Source organism: Pseudomonas sp. Tul2A7, from assembly GCF_054790505.1.
Genome location: NZ_CP186499.1, coordinates 1,650,040 through 1,668,339, shown reverse-complemented (window position 1 = coordinate 1,668,339; position 18,300 = coordinate 1,650,040). Strand labels below are relative to the sequence as shown.

The window sequence follows — 18,300 nt, the reverse complement described above, 5'->3', positions numbered from 1 at the left end:
GAGAGCGGTTGTGGATAAGGTTCTGAACTTCAAACAAGGGCGCGTGCCGTTGCTGATCAGCATGCCGCATGCCGGGGTGCGGTTAACGTCTGCGGTGGAGGCCGGATTGATCGCGGACGCGAAAAGCCTGCCGGACACCGACTGGCACATTCCGCAGCTGTACGACTTCGCCGAAGAATTGGGCGCGAGCACGTTGGCGGCTGAGTACTCGCGGTTCGTCATCGATTTGAATCGTCCGTCCGACGACAAACCGCTGTACGCCGGTGCCACTACCGGACTGTACCCGGCGACGCTGTTCGATGGCATTCCGTTGTTCCGCGAAGGGCACGAGCCGTCGAAAGAAGAGCGCGCGACTTATCTGGAGCAGATCTGGACGCCTTACCACCGCACGCTGCAAGAAGAGCTGGCGCGATTGAAGGCCGAGTTCGGTTACGCACTGTTATTCGATGCACACTCGATCCGTTCGATCATCCCGCATCTGTTCGACGGCAAACTGCCGGACTTCAACCTTGGCACTTTCAACGGCGCCAGTTGCGATCCACAACTGGCCAGTCAGCTGGAAGCGATCTGCGCCGGTCACAGCAACTACAGCCATGTCCTGAACGGCCGTTTCAAGGGCGGCCACATCACCCGCCAATACGGCAACCCGGCCGAGAACATCCACGCGGTGCAACTGGAGTTGTGCCAGAGCACCTACATGGAAGAGTTCGAACCGTTCCGCTATCGCGCCGATCTGGCCGAGCCGACGCGGGTGGTGCTCAAGGAATTGCTGCAGGGCTATCTGGCCTGGGGCGAAAAACACTACCGCGGCTGACTCACCCCTGTAGGAGCTGCCGAAGGCTGCGATCTTGATCGTTCCCACGCTCCGCGTGGGAACGATCAGGCCCCGGAGCATGCTCATTGACGTAAATCGGGTTTATGATGCCCAACGGCAGAATAATAGAAGTCCCCCCAGGGATGACCTCGACCCCCTTACGGAGCGCGCAATGCAGACTTTGTTTCCGCAGATCAAACCTCACGCCCGGCACGATCTGGCTGTCGATGACACCCACACGCTGTACGTCGACGAAAGCGGTTCACCGGAGGGTTTGCCGGTTGTGTTCATCCACGGCGGTCCCGGCGCCGGTTGCGACGCGCAGAGCCGTCGCTATTTCGATCCGAACCTGTATCGCATTGTCACTTTCGACCAGCGCGGCTGCGGTCGCTCCACGCCGCACGCGAGCCTGGAAAACAACACTACCTGGGATCTGGTCGCCGACCTTGAGCGCATCCGCAAACATTTGGGCATCGACAAATGGGTGCTGTTCGGCGGTTCGTGGGGTTCGACCCTGGCGCTGGCTTACGCGCAAACCCACCCTGAGCGTGTACACGGTCTGATCCTGCGCGGGATCTTTCTCTGCCGTCCGCAGGAAATCGAGTGGTTCTATCAGGCCGGCGCCAGCCGTCTGTTCCCTGATTACTGGCAGGACTACATCGCGCCGATTCCGCTGGACGAACGCGACGACCTGCTCAGCGCTTTCCACAAACGCCTGACCGGCAACGATCAGATTGCGCAGATGCACGCGGCCAAGGCCTGGTCGACCTGGGAAGGGCGCACCGCGACCCTGCGGCCGAACCCGCTGGTGGTCGATCGTTTCTCCGAGCCGCAGCGTGCACTGTCGATCGCGCGGATCGAATGCCACTACTTCACCAACAACGCCTTCCTTGAGCCGAACCAGCTGATTCGCGACATGGGCAAGATCGCCCATTTGCCGGGCGTAATCATTCACGGTCGCTACGACGTGATCTGCCCGCTCGACAACGCCTGGGAGTTGCATCAAGCGTGGCCGAACAGCGAATTGCAGGTGATCCGTGATGCCGGCCACGCGGCCTCTGAACCGGGCATCACCGATGCACTGGTGCGTGCGGCGGGCAACATGGCGCGGCGCCTGCTCGACCTGCCGCCCGAAGAAGCATGAAAGGGCTTTTACAGCGCGTAAGCGCAGCAAGAGTCGAAGTCTCGGGTGAGGTGGTTGGCGCCGTTGATCATGGTTTGTTGGTGCTGGTAGCGGTGGAACCCGACGACACGCGTGCCAGCGCCGACAAACTTCTGCATAAGCTGCTTAACTATCGGGTATTCAGTGATGCGGAGGGCAAGATGAACTTGTCCCTCGCCGATGTCGGTGGCGGGTTGTTGCTGGTCTCGCAGTTCACCCTCGCGGCCGACACCAAAAGCGGGTTGCGCCCGAGCTTTTCGACGGCCGCGCCTCCAGCCTTGGGCGAGGAATTGTTCGACTATCTATTGAGCAGTGCGAAACAGGTGCATGGCACTGTGGCATCAGGTAGATTCGGCGCCGATATGCAGGTGCATTTGGTCAACGATGGCCCGGTTACCTTTTTGTTACAGACCTGAATGCGCTTGAAACACCTTTTTGGGAAATTTCGACTGTTTTTAGGGTGTTTTCGCGATAAATACTTTGTTACCCCTGATGCGTTGTCATGCGGGCTACTAGATAATCGCGCGCACTGGGATCAGCGTTCGCTGATCCATTTTCACTTAGGTAGAGACTTGTCCGGATCCGATTGGGGAATCATTTTGCCCCTGCGGAGTCGGAACAATGCTCGCCAACCTGGCATATAGATAGCTAGCCGTTGGTTTTTTGATCTGTTTTCGGCGAGGGTTGCTCGTGATTGTTAGTCCCTGTAATGCAGCAAAAATGTCTGCCAAACGCATGCGAAGTGCCCTGGTAGCGGGTTCGGCGCTCCTGTGCCTGCTCAGCGCCGGTCAGCTTTGGGCGTTCAATCTTGACGATGTATCGGCGAAAGCTAAAGAACTGGCCGGGCAGAAGTTCGAAGCCCCGCGCAGCAATCTGCCGAACGAATTCCGCGACATGAAGTTCGCGGACTATCAGAAAATCCGCTTCCTCACCGAAAAGGCTGAGTGGGCTGATCAGAAGACCCCGTTCAAACTGTCCTTCTATCACCAGGGTATGCACTTCGATACGCCGGTGAAAATCAACGAAATCACAGCGAACACCGTCGAAGAGATCAAATACGATCCGACCCGCTTCGATTTCGGCGACCTGAAATTCGATCCGAAAGCCACTGAACAACTGGGTTATGCCGGTTTCCGTGTGCTGTACCCGATCAACAAGGCCGACAAGCAAGACGAAATCATGACCATGCTCGGCGCGAGTTACTTCCGCGTTGTCGGCAAGGGCCACACCTACGGCCTCTCGGCGCGTGGTCTGGCGATTGATACCGCGCTGCCGTCGGGTGAGGAATTCCCGCGTTTCCGCGAGTTCTGGATTCAACAGCCGAAGCCGGGCGACAAGCACCTGGTGATCTTCGCGCTGCTCGATTCGCCGCGCGCCACCGGTGCCTACCGTCTGATCCTGCGTCCGGGTAGCGACACCATTGTCGACGTCAAGGCGCAGATGTTCCTGCGTGACAAGGTCGGTAAACTGGGTATCGCACCGCTGACCAGCATGTTCCTGTTCGGTGCCAACCAGCCGTCGAAAGTCCTCAACTACCGTCGTGAACTGCACGACTCCAGCGGTCTGTCGATCCATGCCGGTAACGGCGAGTGGATCTGGCGTCCACTGAACAACCCGAAACACCTGGCCGTAAGCAACTTCAGCGTCGAGAACCTGCGTGGCTTCGGTCTGCTGCAGCGTGGTCGCGACTTCAGCCACTACGAAGACCTCGATGACCGCTACGACAAGCGCCCAAGCGCCTGGATCGAGCCGAAGGGCGAGTGGGGCAAAGGCACCGTTGATCTGGTAGAAATTCCGACCGCCGACGAAACCAACGACAACATCGTTGCGTTCTGGAGCCCGGAAAAAATGCCCGAGCCGGGCCAGCCACTGGACTTCGCCTACCGGATGCACTGGACTATGGACGAAGCGGCGATTCACGCGCCGGACAGCGCCTGGGTATCGCAGACTCTGCGTTCGACCGGTGACGTCAAACAGTCGAACCTGATCCGTCAGCCGGATGGCAGCGTTGCCTACTTGGTCGACTTCGAAGGTCCATCGCTGGCGGCGCTGACCCCGGATGCCGACGTGCGCAGTCAGGTCAGTGTCGGTGACAACGCCGAACTGGTTGAGAACAGCGTGCGCTACAACCCGGAAACCAAAGGCTGGCGCTTGACCCTGCGGATGAAGATCAAGGACGCGAGCAAGTCGACCGAGATGCGTGCCGCCCTGGTGCAGCCAATCGTCACGGCTGATCTGGCCAAGTCTTCGGTACCGGCGTCCAACTCGTCCGTTGCCAAGGCCGACAAGGTTGCCGCCAAGCAACAAGAGAAAATCGACAAGGAAGCCAAAGCCGCCGAGGCCAAACAGGCCGACGCCAAGCCAGCTGCAGATGCCAAGGACAAGGCCAACAAAGACGCCAAGCAGCCAGTTGCTGCGGACGCGGCCCCAGCCACACCGGAATCGGCACCGACTGAAGAAGTCCTGACCGAGACCTGGAGCTATCAGTTGCCTGCCGATGAGTAACTCTCAAGTACAGCCAGAGACTCTGTCCGAGTATCTGGCGCATCTGCCGATGACCGACGAGCAGCGCGCGGAACTCGCGGGCTGCCAGTCGTTCAGCGAGCTGCATGAACGCCTGTCGTCCTCGACGTTCGACGCCCCTGCCGAAGCCGCCCAGGCTTCGGTCGGCAAGCGCCTGACCCTGAGCACCGCCGAAGAACTTGAAGACGCGGAGATGCTGGTGCTCGACGCCAGTGGCCGCGTCAGCATGAAGGCGACGCCGCCGATCCGTCGGACCAAGGTCGTGCCGGAGCCGTGGCGCACCAATATTCTGGTGCGTGGCTGGCGCCGTATGACCGGTCGCACCAACCCGCCGCAGCCGCCGAAGGACGAAAACGTCTTGCCGGCCGCGCGCTGGCGCACCGTCGGTTCGATCCGTCGCTACATTCTGTTGCTGCTGATGCTCGGCCAGACCATCGTCGCCGGCTGGTACATGAAAGGCATCATGCCGTACCAGGGCTGGTCGTTCGTTGATCTGGAAGAAGTCCTGCACCAGCCGCTGCTGCAAACCGCCACGCAAGTGCTGCCGTATGCGCTGCAAACCAGCATCCTGATTCTGTTCGGGATTCTGTTCTGCTGGGTGTCGGCCGGTTTCTGGACGGCGCTGATGGGCTTCCTCGAGTTGCTCACCGGTCACGATAAATACCGTATCTCCGGCAAAAGCGCCGGCAACGAGCCGATTGCCAAAGACGCGCGTACCGCGTTGGTGATGCCGATCTGCAACGAAGACGTACCGCGCGTATTCGCCGGTCTGCGCGCAACGTTCGAATCGGTTGCCGCCACTGGTGATCTGGACCGTTTTGACTTCTTCGTCCTCAGTGACAGTAACGACACCGACATTTGCGTGGCCGAGCAACAGGCTTGGCTGGATGTCTGCCGCGAAGCCAAAGGCTTCGGCAAGATCTTCTATCGCCGCCGTCGCCGTCGTGTGAAGCGCAAGAGCGGCAACCTCGACGACTTCTGCCGTCGCTGGGGCGGTGACTATAAGTACATGGTCGTGCTCGACGCTGACTCGGTGATGAGCGGCGAGTGCCTGACCAGTCTGGTGCGCTTGATGGAAGCCACGCCGGACGCCGGGATCATCCAGACCGCGCCGCGTGCGTCGGGCATGGACACCCTGTATGCGCGCATGCAGCAGTTCGCGACCCGTGTTTACGGCCCGCTGTTTACCGCCGGTCTGCACTTCTGGCAGTTGGGTGAATCCCACTACTGGGGTCACAACGCGATCATCCGCATGAAGCCGTTTATCGACCACTGCGCCTTGGCGCCGTTGCCGGGTAAAGGCGCGTTCTCCGGTGCGATTCTGTCTCACGACTTCGTTGAAGCCGCATTGATGCGCCGTGCCGGTTGGGGCGTATGGATTGCCTACGACCTGCCGGGCAGCTACGAAGAACTGCCGCCGAACCTGCTCGACGAACTCAAGCGCGACCGTCGCTGGTGCCACGGCAACCTGATGAACTTCCGTCTGTTCCTGGTCAAAGGCATGCACCCGGTGCACCGTGCGGTGTTCCTCACCGGCGTGATGTCGTACCTGTCGGCGCCGTTGTGGTTCTTCTTCCTGGTGTTGTCGACCGCGCTGCTGGCGGTGAACACGCTGATGGAGCCGCAGTACTTCCTCGAACCGCGTCAGCTCTATCCGCTGTGGCCACAATGGCACCCGGACAAGGCAATCGCGCTGTTCTCGACGACCATCGTGCTGCTGTTCCTGCCGAAACTGTTGAGCATCATCCTGATCTGGGCCAAGGGCGCGAAAGAGTTCGGCGGCAAGTTCAAGGTGACCCTGTCGATGCTGCTGGAGATGTTGTTCTCCATGCTGCTGGCGCCGGTGCGGATGATTTTCCACACCCGTTTCGTCCTTGCCGCGTTCCTCGGCTGGGCGGCGACCTGGAACTCGCCGCAGCGTGACGACGACTCGACGCCTTGGAGCGAAGCGGTCAAACGCCACGGTCCGCAGACCCTGCTGGGTTTCTGCTGGGCGCTGCTGGTGATCTGGCTGAACCCGAGCTTCCTCTGGTGGCTGGTGCCGATCGTCGGTTCGCTGATGCTGTCGATCCCGGTGTCGGTGATTTCCAGCCGTGTCGGTCTGGGTCTGAAGTCCCGTGACGAGAGCCTGTTCCTCATCCCTGAGGAATACAATCCGCCGCAGGCGCTGCTGGCGACCGATCAGTACACCCACGAAAACCGTTACCACGCCCTCAACGACGGCTTTGTCCGCGCGGTGGTCGATCCGCAGCAGAACGCTCTGGCGTGCTCGCTGGCGACCTCTCGTCACGGTCAGGCCGAGCCGATTGAATGGCTGCGTCAGGAACGTGTGCGTCACGCGATCAAGGTTGGCCCGGCCGGGCTGAATAACCATGATCGTCTGCAATTGCTGAGCGACCCTGTTGCCTTGGCGCGTTTGCATGAGCAGGTTTGGGCGGAAGGTCTCGCTGAGTGGCTGGATGCCTGGCGGGCTTCGGTGAAAGCCGATCCGCATGCGCCGCTGCTGCCGTTGCGACCGGTGAGCTTGCAGGCGCAACCGGCCTGATCAGAAAACCCCGCTGATTCAGCGGGGTTTTTTTATGGCGCCGAAAAGCCCCTCACCCTAGCCCTCTCCCAGAGGGAGAGGGGACTGACCGAGGTGTCTGGCGCTATCCGTCGACCTGAAGCATCGAGTCGATTATGGATTCGGCAAATCCGCTTCAGGTCGGCGTACCCCTGAAGCATCCCCCGATCGGCCCCCTCTCCCTCCGGGAGAGGGCTGGGGTGAGGGTCAGCTCTTGATTGTTAAACAAATCGTCCATTAAACCTTGTGCAAAAAAACGAGTGCGTTAGCATCCGTCCCCGAATTGGCGCACCCGGGCTTTTTTGCCCGTCTCTGTTGGTTTTCGCGCCGCACACGCAATGGTTTTGGGGACTTGAAGATGAAGAAGTATCTGTCGATGCTGCTGGTCGGCGTCACGGCACTGGTTGCAGTCAATGCGGCGCAGGCCGGCGCAATCGATGACGCGGTCAAGCGCGGCACGTTGAAAGTCGGTATGGATCCGACTTACATGCCGTTCGAAATGACCAACAAGCGCGGCGAAATCATCGGCTTTGAAGTCGACATCCTCAAAGCCATGTCCAAGGCCATGGGCGTCAAGCTGGAACTGGTCTCTACCGGTTACGACGGCATCATCCCGGCGCTGATGACCGACAAGTTCGACATGATCGGCAGCGGCATGACCCTGACTCAGGAACGCAACCTGCGCCTGAACTTCAGCGAACCGTTCATCGTGGTCGGCCAGACTCTGCTGATCCGCAAGGAGCTGGAAGGCACCATCAAGTCGTACAAAGACCTGAACACCGCCGACTACCGCATCACCTCCAAGCTCGGCACCACCGGCGAGATGGTCGCCAAGAAGCTGATCTCCAAAGCCAAGTACCACGGCTACGACAACGAGCAGGAAGCGGTGCTCGACGTGGTCAACGGCAAGGCTGACGCCTTCATCTACGACGCCCCGTACAACGTCGTTGCGGTGACCAAGGTCGGCGCCGGCAAACTGGTGTTCCTCGACAAACCGTTCACCTACGAGCCATTGGCGTTCGGTTTGAAGAAGGGTGATTACGACAGCCTCAACTTCATCAACAACTTCCTGCACCAGATCCACGAAGACGGCACCTACGATCGCATCCATGACAAGTGGTTCAAGAGCACCGAGTGGCTCAAGGACATGGAATAACGCCGGTCTGCCAGACCGCGTCGCCCCTTTCGCGAGCAGGCTCGCTCCCACATTGGAATGCATTTCAAATGTGGGAGCGAGCCTGCTCGCGAAGAGGGCCTTGTAAGCAACACCAATTCCGGAACCTGCAATGAAACAGAAAAAAGCCCAATGGCCCTGGCACGTCCTCACCGTGCTGGTGCTGGTCGGCCTGGCCGGTGCGTTGTATTACGCCACGTCGCTGATGTCCTACGAATGGCGCTGGAACCGCGTGCCGCAGTACTTCGCCTATCAGGCCGAGGAAACCCAGCGTGCCACTGACATCTCCACCGTCACTGAACTGGTGCGCAAGGGCAGCAGCGCGCAAGTCACCCTGCGCAATGACGCCGGTGACGAGCAGCACCTGACCGTCGACGAGAACAGCCTGCAATTCGCTCAGGGCGACGATGTGGCCGAAGGTGACGTCGTGGGCGTGACTCGCCATTGGGCGGCAGGACCGCTGTTGTGGGGCCTGTGGACGACACTTTGGCTGTCGGTGGTGTCCGGGATTCTCGGCTTGCTGATCGGTCTGGTCACCGGCCTCTGCCGTCTGTCGAACAACCCGACCCTGCGCGACCTCTCGACGATCTACGTCGAGCTGGTGCGCGGCACGCCGCTGCTGGTGCAGATTTTCATTTTCTATTTCTTCATCGGCACGGTGATGAACCTGTCCCGCGAATTCGCCGGGATCGCCGCGCTGTCGCTGTTCACTGGCGCCTATGTGGCGGAGATCATCCGTTCCGGCGTGCAATCGATTGCCCGTGGCCAGAACGAAGCGGCGCGTTCGCTCGGTCTGAGTGCCGGTCAATCGATGCGTCACGTGGTGCTGCCGCAAGCGTTCAAACGCGTGCTGCCGCCGCTGGCCGGGCAGTTCATCAGTCTGGTCAAGGACACCTCGCTGGTGTCGGTGATCGCCATCACCGAGCTGCTGAAAAGCGGCCGTGAAGTCATCACCACGTCGTTCTCGCCGTTCGAGATTCTGTTCTGCGTTGCCGGCCTGTACCTGTTGATCAACCTGCCGCTGTCGAAAATCGCCAGCCGGCTTGAGCGGAGGCTCGCGCAAAGTGATTGAAGTCCGCGATCTGGTAAAAGTCTTCGACACCCGTGGGCAAGTGGTGCGTGCGGTGGATAACGTCAGCACCACGGTCGCCAAGGGCGAAGTGCTGGTGGTCATCGGCCCGTCGGGTTCCGGCAAGTCGACCTTCCTGCGTTGCCTCAATGGTCTGGAAGAATTCGATTCCGGCTCGGTGAGCATCGACGGCCTGCAACTGGCCGACCCGAAAACCGACGTCAACGCCTACCGCCGCGAAGTCGGCATGGTCTTTCAGCATTTCAACCTGTTCCCGCACATGACCGTGCTGGAAAACCTCTGTCTGGCGCAGAAAGTCGTGCGCAAGCGCGGCAAGAAAGAGCGCGAAGCCAAGGCGATGGAGTTGCTGCAAAAGGTCGGGATTGCGCAGAAGGCCAACGAGTTTCCGTCACGCCTGTCCGGCGGTCAGCAACAGCGCGTGGCGATTGCCCGGGCGCTGGCGATGGAGCCGAAGGTCATGTTGTTCGATGAGCCGACCTCGGCGCTCGACCCGGAAATGGTCGGCGAGGTGCTGGACGTGATGAAGAACCTGGCCGTGGAAGGCATGACCATGGTTTGCGTGACCCACGAAATGGGCTTTGCCCGGGAAGTGGCGGATCGGGTGTTGTTTTTCGATCACGGCAAGTTGCTGGAAGATGCGGCGCCGGCGGAGTTCTTCGATGCGCCGAAGGATCCGCGCGCTCAGGCCTTCTTGCGCCAGGTCCTGTAATTTCAGCGTCTCCCAGGACGCCTTCGCGAGCAGGCTCGCTCCCACAGTTGACCGAGTTGTCCAATGTGGGAGCGAGCCTGCTCGCGAATGGCATCACCCCCGGTTCACAGCGAACCGAGGCCGATGAATCACTTCAAACCTTGAATCGGCCCACCAGCATCTGCAGGTGGTTGCCAAGGCGCGCCAGCTCAACGCTGGACGCCGCGGTCTCTTCACTCGCCGCCGACGTCTGATCCGAGACATCCCGCACATTCAACACGCTACGGTTGATCTCTTCCGCCACCGCACTCTGCTGCTCTGCCGCCGCCGCAATCTGCTGGTTCATCGCCTGAATCGCCGACACGGTGCGGGTGATGCTTTCCAGCGAACCGCCCGCGCGACGGGTCAGCTCAACGCTGCTGTCGGTGAGGGTGCGGCTGTTGTCCATGATCGTTGCCACTTGCTGAGTGCCGTTCTGCAGGCCGACGATCAGCTCCTCGATCTCTTCGGTGGACTTCTGCGTACGTTGCGCGAGGCTGCGCACTTCATCGGCCACCACAGCGAAACCACGCCCGGCTTCACCGGCACGCGCAGCCTCGATGGCCGCGTTGAGGGCCAGCAGGTTGGTTTGCTGGGCCACGGATTTGATCACGTCGAGGACGCTGCCGATCTTGTCGCTTTCGCGCTTCAGTTCGCCCATGGCTTCGGTGGAATGACCGACTTCAACCGCCAGACGCTCGATCTGCGCGATCGCTTCGCCCACCACTTTGTCGCCTTCGCGGGCCTGCTGGTCAGCAGCCACGGCGGCTTCGGAAGCTTCTTCGGCGTTACGCGCGACTTCCTGCACGGTGGCGGCCATTTCGTTCATGGCGGTGGCGACCTGATCGGTCTCGATTTTCTGATTGTTGACCCCGGCGCTGGTCTGCTCGGTCACCGCTGATAGCTCTTCGGCAGCGCTGGCGATCTGGGTGACACCATCGCTGATGCCGCCCACCAGTTCACGCAGACCCTGGGTCATGCTCTGCATCGAGCGTTGCAGTTGGCCCAGTTCATCGCGGCGCAGGGACACCAGATTGTGGGTCAGGTCACCAGCGGCCACGCGCTCGGCCACTTTCAAGGTCTGGTTCAGTGGGATGATGATCTGGCGAGTGATCGCCCAAGCGGCCAACAACCCGAAGGCCACGGCCAGCAGGGTGGCGATGATCAGCATGTTCTTGGCGTGCGCGGCATCGGTGTCGCGCACCACGGTCTGCGATTCAGTGAGTTTCTTGCTGACGTCGATGAGGATGTCGCCCTGCGTCGACATGCGCGCAGCGGCCTTGGCGTTGTTGACCTGCGAGTCGCGGAACTGCGCAACGGCTGCACGATAGGCTTTGATCGAGTCGGTAGCCTGTTGCAGGTTGGCGATGTGCTGCTCCGGCAATTTGGCCGGCAGGCTGTCGAGGTTTTTCAGGGCGTTGTCGATGGCGTCGAGGGCCGGTTGTTCGGCTTCGGCCTTGCCGCTGTAGGTGTAGCCGCGCACTTGGTAGCGGGCCTGCTGCAGCAGTTTGCTCAGCTCGATCACGCTGTTGAATTGCGCGACGCTGTCACCCGCCAGCATGGATTTTTCTACTTCGGCGACTTTCGCCACGGCATTGTCGGCACTGGCGCCGAGTTTGCTGCGGGCGTCTTCGCGCTGCACGGTGGCCTGGGTCATGTCGGCAAAGGCACGTTTGTATTCGGCAACGGCGGCCAGTTGTTGATCGACCATCGCCGCGTCGGACGGCTGTTCAATCAGGCTGCGTGCGGTTTGCAGGCCGCTGTCGAGCTTGTTGAGCAGATCGGTGACCGCGCCAGGACCTTGTTCGCCGCGGCGTGCTTCGTAGTCCAGACGCGCCAGGCGCAGGTCCTTGGTCAGCTCGTTGAGGCTGGAGATAAAGCCGAGTTTGTCACCGCGGCTGATGATGCCGCTCATGCCGGTCCAGCCGGTGAAGGTGATCAACAGTGTCAGCAACAGCACCAGGCCGAAACCGATGCCCAGCTTGCGTTTGACGCTGACGTTTCCAAGACTCTCGGCTAACCAACGGTACATGCGACCACTCCCTTCGGACCACTAATTGGACTTATGGAGAAGGTATCGGCCGAATGATGGCAATCTGTAACACCATTTATCTGGTGCGAAGAATCAGAAGAGCCGGGCGAGGAGGGCGGTGACGGCGGTTTCGACGCGCAGGATGCGTTCGCCCAGCTGCACCGGTTGCAGGCCGGACTTGGCCAGCAAATCGATTTCGTAAGGAATCCAGCCGCCTTCGGGGCCGATGGCCAACGTCACTGGTTCGCTCAAGGCGCGCGGGCAGGGCGGGAAGTTACCGGGATGGCCGACCAGACCGAGGGTGCCGTCGGTAATCGCCGGCAGCCGATCTTCAACAAACGGCTTGAAGCGCTTCTCGATGATGATCTCCGGCAGCACGGTATCGCGCGCCTGTTCGAGGCCGAGGATCAAGTTTTCGCGAATCGCCTCAGACTCAAGAAACGGCGTCTGCCAGAAGCTTTTTTCGACCCGATAGCTGTTGACCAGAATCACCTTGGACACGCCCATGGTCGCCACGGTCTGAAACACCCGGCGCAGCATTTTCGGACGCGGCAGCGCCAGCACGAGAGTCAGCGGCAGTTTGGCCGGTGGCGGCTGATCGAGAGTGACGCGCAGCTCAGCTTCGCCTGTTTCCAGTCGCAGCAACTCAGCCGAACCCATCAGCCCGTTGATGCGCCCGACCCGCAGGCTGTCACCGACTTCCGAACGGTGAACTTCCTGCATATGGGTCAGGCGGCGATCACGCAGCACCACGCGGTCGGCCGCAATGAAATCGGCCTCTTCGAGCAACAGCAGGTTCATGCCTGGGTCGCTGGCGGCTGGTCGTTGTGGTCGTCGGCCGGGTTCTCGTCCGGGCGTTCGCGCTTGCTGATCAAACCACCGAACAGGATGCCGATTTCGAACAGCATCCACATCGGCACGGCCAGCAGGGTCTGCGAGAAGATGTCCGGCGGCGTCAGGATCATGCCGACCACGAAGCAGCCGATGATCACGTACGGGCGGATTTTCTTCAGATAGGCCACGTCGACCACGCCGATCCACACCAGCAGCACCACGGCCACCGGAATCTCGAACGCCACGCCGAAGGCAAAGAACAGCGTCATGACGAAATCGAGGTAACTGGCAATGTCGGTCATCATTTCCACGCCGGCCGGGGTGGCTGCGGCGAAGAACTTGAAGATCAGCGGGAACACGAAGTAATAGGCGAACGCCATGCCGGTGTAGAACAGCAGGATGCTGGACACCAGCAGCGGCACCGCGATGCGCTTCTCATGCTTGTACAGGCCCGGCGCAATAAAGCCCCAGATCTGATGCAGGATCACCGGGATCGCGAGGAACAGCGACACCATCATGGTCAGCTTCAGCGGCGTCAGGAACGGCGACGACACGTCGGTGGCGATCATCGTTGCGCCGACTGGCAGGTACTGGCGCAGCGGCGTCGAGACGAAGGTGTAGATCTGCTGGGTAAAGGCAAACAGCCCGGCGAAGATGATGAAGATCGCCGCCACGCAACGCAGCAGGCGGGTGCGCAACTCGGTGAGGTGCGAAACCAGCGGCATGTGCTGGTCGTTTTCGGGGAGATCGCTCATGGGGCTCGCGGCGGCAAAGTGGTGTCGTGAGGCGCAGGTGTGATCGGCGCGGCGGTTGGAGATACATGTTCAACCGAAGTTTCTGCAGTAGCGGGTACGGTTTCTGTCGGCGCTACTACGGCAGCAGGTGCAGGCGTCGGAGCAGGCGCAGTCGGCGCATGAATCGTCTGCTGACCCACATGCTCAACCGGCGTCGGTTCCTGTTGAACCGGGCTGAAAATCTTCCGTGCCTCCTGCTCCAGCGACAGAATGTGCTCGTTGTGCAGTTGCCGACGGATTTCGTCGGCACCGATTTCACGTTCAACTTCCTGTTTGATCGCGTTGAAGCTGCGCTTCAGCCGACCGACCCACAGGCCGGCGGTGCGCGCAGCACCCGGCAGACGCTCGGGGCCCAGCACCAGCAGGGCGACGAGGCCGACGAGCAGCAGTTCAGAGAAGCTGATACCAAACATTAGTCAGTGCTCACACGTCTTTGCGGATCGGCTCTTCGACTTTCTGCGCCTGCACGTCGATGGTGTGCGGCGGGTTGGCCTGAGCGGTGGCTTGCGGCTGCACCGGTGGTACCGGTTGCGCAGGCGTCACGGTCGGATCGACGTTTGGCTTCTCGTCGTCGTTCATGGCTTTGCGAAAGCCCTTGATCGACTCGCCAACGTCGGTGCCGAGGTTTTTCAGTTTCTTGGTGCCGAACACCAGCACCACGACAACCAGAATGACGATCCAGTGTTTCCAGTCAAAAATGCCCATGTTGCTGTTCCTCTCTAAAAATTGTTCAGACGGACGGACGCGAGGCTTTCTCGACGTGTCCGGACAGGCCGAAGCGACGGTCCAGTTCATCCAGCACGGCCTGCGGATGCTGCCCCAGTTGGGCGAGCATGACCATGCTGTGGAACCACAGGTCGGCGGTTTCGTAGATCACGTCGCTGCAGTCGCCACTGATCGCGGCGTCCTTGGCGGCAATAATGGTTTCGACCGACTCTTCGCCGACTTTCTCCAGAATCTTGTTCAAACCCTTGTGATACAGACTGGCCACATAGGAGCTGTCGGCGGCTGCGCCTTTGCGCTCTTCAAGTACCTGAGCGAGGCGGGTCAGGGTGTCACTCATGTGTGTGTCCTGCGGAATAGATAGCGTGCGGGTCTTTCAGAACCGGGTCGACTGTCTTCCAGTCGCCGTTTTCGAAGACACGGTAAAAGCAGCTTTGACGGCCGGTATGGCAAGCGATGTCGCCGATCTGTTCAACCATCAGGATGATCACGTCGGCGTCACAGTCCAGACGCATTTCATGCAAGGTCTGCACATGGCCGGACTCTTCGCCCTTGCGCCACAGCTTGCCACGGGAACGTGACCAGTAGATTGCACGGTTTTCCGCAGCGGTCAGTTCGAGCGCCTCGCGGTTCATCCAGGCCATCATCAGCACGCGTCCGGTCTTGTGATCCTGGGCAATCGCCGGCACCAGGCCATCAGCGTCCCACTTGATCTCGTCCAGCCAGTTGTTCATTTTCGACTCCGACAGCGAACCCCACACTTCAATAGTCGGGTTCAGGCATAGTGTGCCAGCCGATCACGAAACTGGCTATCGGCGAACGACCAGATACAAGCCGACTGCCACCATGATTCCCGCCGGCCAATGCCCCAATTCGTGCAATGGGCCACCGATGGCGAGGATCACCCCGCCGGCCAGATGCGCGCAACCGAGCAGGCGCAGGAACCAGTCGTCCTTGCGTTTATGCCATGGCGGCGGTGGGTCGTAGGCGTGTGGCTGGGACATGCGTTCGAGCAGGTCGCGGGCCATGTTGGCCAGGTGCGGCAGTTGTTCAAACTGGCTCTGCACGTTGCCCAGCAAGGCTTTCGGACTGACGCGCTCGCGCATCCAGCGTTCGAGGAATGGCTGCGCGGTGTTCCACAGATCCAGATCCGGATACAACTGACGGCCGAGGCCTTCGATGTTCAGCAAGGTCTTTTGCAGCAGGACGAGCTGCGGCTGCACTTCCATGTTGAAGCGCCGCGCGGTCTGGAACAGGCGCATCAGCACCTGGCCAAATGAAATATCTTTTAACGGTTTTTCGAAGATCGGTTCGCACACGGTGCGGATCGCCGCTTCGAATTCATTGAGTTTGGTTTCCGCCGGGACCCAGCCTGAATCGATGTGCAATTGCGCCACACGACGGTAGTCACGCTTGAAGAAGGCGAACAGGTTGCGCGCCAGATAATCCTGGTCTTCCGGGGTCAGGCTGCCGACGATGCCGCAGTCGATCGCGATGTACTGCGGGCTCCACGGATTGACGGTGCTGACGAAGATGTTGCCCGGGTGCATGTCGGCATGGAAAAAGCTGTCGCGGAACACTTGGGTGAAGAAGATCTCCACGCCACGTTCGGCGAGCATTTTCATGTCGGTGCGCTGGTCGGCGAGGGTTGCCAGATCGGTGACCTGAATACCGTAGATGCGCTCCATCACCAGCACTTTCGGCCGGCACCAGTCCCAGTAGACCTGCGGCACGTAGAGCAGCGGCGAACCTTCGAAGTTGCGCTTCAACTGGCTGGCGTTGGCCGCCTCGCGCAGCAAATCGAGTTCGTCGTAGATGGTTTTTTCGTAGTCCTGGACCACGTCGACCGGGTGCAGCAGACGTGCGTCGGCAGAGAGTTTTTCAGCGGCGCGGGCGAGGATGAACAGCCACGCCAGATCCTGCGCGATGATCGGCTTCAGACCCGGGCGAATCACCTTGACCACGACCTCTTCGCCGGTTTTCAGCTGCGCGGCATGCACCTGCGCCACCGAGGCCGAAGCCAGCGGTTCGACGTCGAAACGGCTGAACACGTCGCTGATTTTCTTGCCCAGCTGTTCTTCGATCAACTTGATCGACAGCTGCGAATCGAAAGGCGGCACGCGGTCCTGCAACAGCATCAGCTCATCGGCGATGTCTTCTGGCAACAGGTCGCGGCGGGTCGAAAGAATCTGCCCGAACTTGATGAAAATCGGCCCGAGATCCTGCAACGCCAGACGTAGACGCGCGCCCCGGTTCAGCTCCAGCGGCTTGCGCGGGAACCAGCGCCACGGCAGCACATAGCGCAGCGCCAGGAGAAACCAGGGCAGCGGCAGATCGAACAGCAGGTCATCGAGGCGGTAGCGGATCACGACAGACTGGATGCGCAGCAGACGGCGGACGGCGAGCAGCTTCATGCGTTATCGCTTGGGTCGAGGGATCGGGAAAGGCGCTCGAAACGCGCCTCGAGACGTTCCAGATCAAGTTTGATCCGGTCCAGTTCGCTGAACCGCGCTTCGGCTTCGCGCTGCCCGACGAGGGTGCGCGATTCTTCGGCGAGGTATTCGGCGAGGTTCTGGTTGAGGCTGGCAAATCCTTGTTGATACCAGCGCGCGCGGCTGCGCAGATGGCCACCGACCAGTTGCGTGGCGACCGGGCCGAGCCAGCGCGAGAGTTCGTACTCCCAGTCCAGCTCCAGGTCCTGCAGCACACCGGCCAGCTCCAGCAGCACGCCGCTGTCGCCATCGAGCTCGACTTCCGGGGCGTGCAACACCGCGGTCTTGTCTTTGCTCACGGCCAGTTTGATCAGGCTCGAGGCCGGCGCACGCAGGGTGCAGTCGACGCCGGTTTCCCAGTGCGAGGCCAGCATCAAACCTTCGTCGCTCGGCAAGATGAACAGTTGCAGCGCCGGGCTGCGGCAGTCGACGGCAATCACCTTGCCGGTCAAATGCGCCAGCCGCGGCAGCGCCGTGCTGTCGAGACGCAGCACCCGGTTGAGGCCGAGTTCAACGCTGGCGAGCAGCCCGGTGAGCAACATCAGGGCTTGATGCCACGGTGCAGGGCGACGATGCCTGCGGTCATGTTGTGATAGGTCACGCGGTCGAAACCGGCGTCGACCATCATCGACTTCAGGGTTTCCTGATTCGGGTGCATGCGGATCGATTCGGCCAGATAGCGATAGCTTTCCGAGTCGTTGGTGATCAGCTTGCCCATCAGTGGCATGAAGGCGAACGAATAAGCGTCGTAGGCTTTCGACATCAGCGCGTTGGTCGGCTTGGAGAATTCCAGCACCAACAGACGACCGCCAGGCTTGAGCACGCGCAGCATCGAGCGCAGGGCGTCTTCTTTGTGCGTAACGTTGCGCAGGCCGAAGGCGATGGTCACGCAGTCGAAGTGATTGTCCGGGAACGGCAGTTTTTCCGCGTCCGCCTGAACGAATTCGACGTTGCCGGCGACACCCAGATCGAGCAGGCGGTCACGACCGACCTTGAGCATCGATTCGTTGATGTCGGCCAGCACCACCTGACCGGTCGGGCCGACCAGGTGCGAGAATTTTTTGGTCAGGTCACCGGTACCGCCGGCGATGTCCAGCACGCGGTTACCGCTGCGCACGCCCGACAGTTCGATCGCGAAACGCTTCCACAGACGGTGCATGCCGCCCGACAGAAGGTCGTTCATCAGGTCGTACTTGGCGGCTACCGAGTGGAAAACCTCAGCGACTTTTTCCGCTTTCTGGCTTTCCGGAACGTTTTTGAAGCCGAAGTGAGTGGTGGGTTCGGCATCGCTGCCTTTGCGCTGATCAGTCATATCGCTGTCACCAAAAGAGAATGCGCGACATTCTAATCCCCAAGCCATGCTTTGTCTTGG

Annotated in this window: 18 protein-coding genes and 1 pseudogene; 8 read left to right on the top strand and 11 right to left on the bottom strand. The window is 60.6% G+C overall.

The genetic code is table 11. The features are described from left to right. Positions 1 to 10: 10 nt before the first annotated feature. The 8 genes from hutG to ACOYXJ_RS07450 all read left to right on the top strand — a co-directional run bounded on the left by hutG (position 11) and on the right by ACOYXJ_RS07450 (position 10,035). Positions 11 to 814: an N-formylglutamate deformylase gene (gene hutG, locus ACOYXJ_RS07485; protein WP_460368725.1), complete on the top strand. Its 804-nt coding sequence runs from the start codon at positions 11 to 13 to the stop codon at positions 812 to 814. Positions 815 to 986: 172 nt separating this feature from the next. Then, positions 987 to 1,958: a prolyl aminopeptidase gene (gene pip, locus ACOYXJ_RS07480; protein WP_008080611.1), complete on the top strand. Its 972-nt coding sequence runs from the start codon at positions 987 to 989 to the stop codon at positions 1,956 to 1,958. Next, a complete protein-coding gene (dtd, locus tag ACOYXJ_RS07475) occupies positions 1,955 to 2,392 on the top strand; it encodes a D-aminoacyl-tRNA deacylase (protein ID WP_095120743.1) in 438 nt (145 codons plus the stop codon). Before pip ends, dtd begins: the two co-directional genes overlap by 4 nt. 304 nt (positions 2,393 to 2,696) lie before the next feature. Further along, positions 2,697 to 4,481, top strand: a complete 1,785-nt coding sequence (locus ACOYXJ_RS07470; RefSeq protein WP_425355394.1) for a glucan biosynthesis protein G — start codon at positions 2,697 to 2,699, stop codon at positions 4,479 to 4,481. Beyond that, positions 4,474 to 7,044, top strand: coding sequence for a glucans biosynthesis glucosyltransferase MdoH (gene mdoH, locus ACOYXJ_RS07465; protein ID WP_102899536.1), 2,571 nt, complete (start codon positions 4,474 to 4,476; stop codon positions 7,042 to 7,044). The genes ACOYXJ_RS07470 and mdoH overlap by 8 nt, the downstream gene beginning before the upstream one ends. A gap of 376 nt (positions 7,045 to 7,420) precedes the next feature. After that, the gene (locus ACOYXJ_RS07460; protein ID WP_034152980.1) at positions 7,421 to 8,218 is read left to right on the top strand and encodes a transporter substrate-binding domain-containing protein; all 798 of its coding nucleotides are present in this window, start codon (positions 7,421 to 7,423) and stop codon (positions 8,216 to 8,218) included. A 130-nt stretch (positions 8,219 to 8,348) separates the two neighbouring features. Then, complete coding sequence (locus tag ACOYXJ_RS07455; protein ID WP_150775681.1) at positions 8,349 to 9,308, top strand: amino acid ABC transporter permease; 960 nt, start codon at positions 8,349 to 8,351, stop codon at positions 9,306 to 9,308. After that, entirely contained in the window at positions 9,301 to 10,035 is a 735-nt protein-coding gene (locus ACOYXJ_RS07450) for an amino acid ABC transporter ATP-binding protein (RefSeq protein ID WP_095120739.1), read from the top strand. The genes ACOYXJ_RS07455 and ACOYXJ_RS07450 overlap by 8 nt, the downstream gene beginning before the upstream one ends. 133 nt (positions 10,036 to 10,168) lie before the next feature. On the opposite strand, the gene ACOYXJ_RS07445 is transcribed toward ACOYXJ_RS07450, so the two are convergent. The 11 genes and pseudogenes from ACOYXJ_RS07445 to ubiE form a co-directional block, all read right to left on the bottom strand. Further along, on the bottom strand, positions 10,169 to 10,873 hold the full coding sequence (locus ACOYXJ_RS07445; RefSeq protein WP_460380907.1) for a methyl-accepting chemotaxis protein: 705 nt from the start codon (positions 10,871 to 10,873) through the stop codon (positions 10,169 to 10,171). A gap of 198 nt (positions 10,874 to 11,071) precedes the next feature. Then, a pseudogene (locus tag ACOYXJ_RS07440) lies at positions 11,072 to 11,968 on the bottom strand (methyl-accepting chemotaxis protein); the annotation flags it as partial. Between the two features lie 210 nt (positions 11,969 to 12,178). Next, on the bottom strand, positions 12,179 to 12,886 hold the full coding sequence (locus ACOYXJ_RS07435) for a 16S rRNA (uracil(1498)-N(3))-methyltransferase (RefSeq protein WP_460368719.1): 708 nt from the start codon (positions 12,884 to 12,886) through the stop codon (positions 12,179 to 12,181). After that, positions 12,883 to 13,674, bottom strand: coding sequence for a twin-arginine translocase subunit TatC (gene tatC / locus ACOYXJ_RS07430; RefSeq protein ID WP_007909342.1), 792 nt, complete (start codon positions 13,672 to 13,674; stop codon positions 12,883 to 12,885). The genes ACOYXJ_RS07435 and tatC overlap by 4 nt, the downstream gene beginning before the upstream one ends. Beyond that, positions 13,671 to 14,126 (bottom strand): Sec-independent protein translocase protein TatB, encoded by a 456-nt coding sequence (gene tatB, locus ACOYXJ_RS07425; protein ID WP_460368717.1) that lies wholly within the window; start codon positions 14,124 to 14,126, stop codon positions 13,671 to 13,673. Before tatB ends, tatC begins: the two co-directional genes overlap by 4 nt. 10 nt (positions 14,127 to 14,136) lie before the next feature. Continuing rightward, the gene (locus ACOYXJ_RS07420) at positions 14,137 to 14,418 is read right to left on the bottom strand and encodes a twin-arginine translocase TatA/TatE family subunit (RefSeq protein ID WP_042557245.1); all 282 of its coding nucleotides are present in this window, start codon (positions 14,416 to 14,418) and stop codon (positions 14,137 to 14,139) included. 25 nt (positions 14,419 to 14,443) lie between these two features. Continuing rightward, complete coding sequence (locus tag ACOYXJ_RS07415) at positions 14,444 to 14,776, bottom strand: phosphoribosyl-ATP diphosphatase (RefSeq protein ID WP_150707964.1); 333 nt, start codon at positions 14,774 to 14,776, stop codon at positions 14,444 to 14,446. Next, positions 14,769 to 15,170 carry a phosphoribosyl-AMP cyclohydrolase gene (hisI, locus tag ACOYXJ_RS07410; protein ID WP_150794139.1) on the bottom strand — a complete coding sequence of 134 codons (402 nt, stop codon included), beginning with the start codon at positions 15,168 to 15,170 and terminating at the stop codon, positions 14,769 to 14,771. The genes ACOYXJ_RS07415 and hisI overlap by 8 nt, the downstream gene beginning before the upstream one ends. Positions 15,171 to 15,245: 75 nt before the next feature. After that, positions 15,246 to 16,850 carry a ubiquinone biosynthesis regulatory protein kinase UbiB gene (ubiB, locus tag ACOYXJ_RS07405; RefSeq protein ID WP_102899530.1) on the bottom strand — a complete coding sequence of 535 codons (1,605 nt, stop codon included), beginning with the start codon at positions 16,848 to 16,850 and terminating at the stop codon, positions 15,246 to 15,248. Beyond that, complete coding sequence (locus ACOYXJ_RS07400; RefSeq protein ID WP_007909360.1) at positions 16,847 to 17,470, bottom strand: ubiquinone biosynthesis accessory factor UbiJ; 624 nt, start codon at positions 17,468 to 17,470, stop codon at positions 16,847 to 16,849. The genes ubiB and ACOYXJ_RS07400 overlap by 4 nt, the downstream gene beginning before the upstream one ends. Further along, the gene (ubiE, locus tag ACOYXJ_RS07395; protein ID WP_008080626.1) at positions 17,470 to 18,240 is read right to left on the bottom strand and encodes a bifunctional demethylmenaquinone methyltransferase/2-methoxy-6-polyprenyl-1,4-benzoquinol methylase UbiE; all 771 of its coding nucleotides are present in this window, start codon (positions 18,238 to 18,240) and stop codon (positions 17,470 to 17,472) included. The genes ACOYXJ_RS07400 and ubiE overlap by 1 nt, the downstream gene beginning before the upstream one ends. Between the last annotated feature and the right edge of the window lie 60 nt (positions 18,241 to 18,300).

Bases quoted from the DNA above. Each gene is read 5' to 3' on its own strand.
- pip (WP_008080611.1), top strand. From the start codon at position 987: ATGCAGACTTTGTTTCCGCAGATCAAACCTCACGCCCGGCACGATCTG.
- dtd (WP_095120743.1), top strand. From the start codon at position 1,955: ATGAAAGGGCTTTTACAGCGCGTAAGCGCAGCAAGAGTCGAAGTCTCG.
- ACOYXJ_RS07470 (WP_425355394.1), top strand. From the start codon at position 2,697: ATGTCTGCCAAACGCATGCGAAGTGCCCTGGTAGCGGGTTCGGCGCTC.
- mdoH (WP_102899536.1), top strand. From the start codon at position 4,474: ATGAGTAACTCTCAAGTACAGCCAGAGACTCTGTCCGAGTATCTGGCG.
- ACOYXJ_RS07460 (WP_034152980.1), top strand. From the start codon at position 7,421: ATGAAGAAGTATCTGTCGATGCTGCTGGTCGGCGTCACGGCACTGGTT.
- ACOYXJ_RS07455 (WP_150775681.1), top strand. From the start codon at position 8,349: ATGAAACAGAAAAAAGCCCAATGGCCCTGGCACGTCCTCACCGTGCTG.
- ACOYXJ_RS07445 (WP_460380907.1), bottom strand. From the start codon at position 10,873: ATGGCCGCCACCGTGCAGGAAGTCGCGCGTAACGCCGAAGAAGCTTCC.
- ACOYXJ_RS07435 (WP_460368719.1), bottom strand. From the start codon at position 12,886: ATGAACCTGCTGTTGCTCGAAGAGGCCGATTTCATTGCGGCCGACCGC.
- tatC (WP_007909342.1), bottom strand. From the start codon at position 13,674: ATGAGCGATCTCCCCGAAAACGACCAGCACATGCCGCTGGTTTCGCAC.
- tatB (WP_460368717.1), bottom strand. From the start codon at position 14,126: ATGTTTGGTATCAGCTTCTCTGAACTGCTGCTCGTCGGCCTCGTCGCC.
- ACOYXJ_RS07420 (WP_042557245.1), bottom strand. From the start codon at position 14,418: ATGGGCATTTTTGACTGGAAACACTGGATCGTCATTCTGGTTGTCGTG.
- ACOYXJ_RS07415 (WP_150707964.1), bottom strand. From the start codon at position 14,776: ATGAGTGACACCCTGACCCGCCTCGCTCAGGTACTTGAAGAGCGCAAA.
- hisI (WP_150794139.1), bottom strand. From the start codon at position 15,170: ATGAACAACTGGCTGGACGAGATCAAGTGGGACGCTGATGGCCTGGTG.
- ubiB (WP_102899530.1), bottom strand. From the start codon at position 16,850: ATGAAGCTGCTCGCCGTCCGCCGTCTGCTGCGCATCCAGTCTGTCGTG.
- ACOYXJ_RS07400 (WP_007909360.1), bottom strand. From the start codon at position 17,470: ATGTTGCTCACCGGGCTGCTCGCCAGCGTTGAACTCGGCCTCAACCGG.
- ubiE (WP_008080626.1), bottom strand. From the start codon at position 18,240: ATGACTGATCAGCGCAAAGGCAGCGATGCCGAACCCACCACTCACTTC.